The 215-nt window shown below is 70.2% G+C and carries 1 protein-coding gene; it reads right to left on the reverse strand.

Features of this window, described 5'->3' with window-relative positions:
* On the reverse strand, positions 1-215 hold a 215-nt coding region (locus ABD353_RS40295), incomplete at both ends, for a MarR family winged helix-turn-helix transcriptional regulator (protein WP_344628654.1).

A 215-nucleotide genomic window follows, 5' to 3' on the forward strand; every position in this document is an offset into this window, starting at 1 on the left:
CGGAAACGGGCCATCAGTTCCCGGCCCTCGGGGCTGAGGTGAAGGACCGTCCGGCGGCCGTCCTGCTGGGAGGCGGCGCGGATCAGGTAGCCGGCCGAGATGCCGTCGGAGACCATCCGGCTGGCCACCGAAGGATCCACCCCCAGATGAGTGGAGACCGCGCCGACGGTGACCTCCCGGGGTTCGGGGTCCTGTTCGGCCTCCAGCACGATGTT

Origin of the sequence: Kitasatospora arboriphila, assembly GCF_039528095.1 — a bacterium.
Lineage (GTDB): Bacteria > Actinomycetota > Actinomycetes > Streptomycetales > Streptomycetaceae > Kitasatospora > Kitasatospora arboriphila.